This window comes from Anaerotignum faecicola (assembly GCA_024460105.1).
GTDB lineage: Bacteria > Bacillota > Clostridia > Lachnospirales > Anaerotignaceae > JANFXS01.
Genome location: JANFXS010000433.1, coordinates 1 through 412 on the forward strand (window position 1 = coordinate 1; position 412 = coordinate 412).

Genomic DNA, 412 nt, shown 5'->3' on the forward strand with positions numbered 1-412 from the left:
GTCTAAGACGTGGACCTTTCACTTAAGAGAAGCCAAATGGGTGGATAACACGGGAGCACCGGTAGCCGATGTGACGGCACAGGATTACGTCGACGCCATCAAATACCAGCTGACACCGGAATATGAGAGCGGTATTGTACAGAATCTGTTCGGTGTGATTGCAAATGCCAAAGAATATTACAACGGTCTTGTTTATAACGGCGGAGCCGATGATGACGGTGTGGTATGGAATGCCATTGATTTTTCAGAGGTCGGAGTGAAGGCTGTGGATGACCATACGCTTACCTATACGCTGGAAACAGAAGTTCCGTATTTCCTGTCTTCTCTGGCATATATCGTCTACATGCCTGCTTATGGGCCTCAGCTGGAGGAACTTGGCAAGACGTTTGCAACGGATGCGGATAAGATGTAC

1 protein-coding gene is annotated in these 412 nt (G+C 48.3%); it reads left to right on the forward strand.

Features of this window, described 5'->3' with window-relative positions:
- The coding region (locus NE664_14735) for an ABC transporter substrate-binding protein (GenBank protein ID MCQ4727891.1) at positions 1-412 on the forward strand (412 nt) is incomplete at both ends.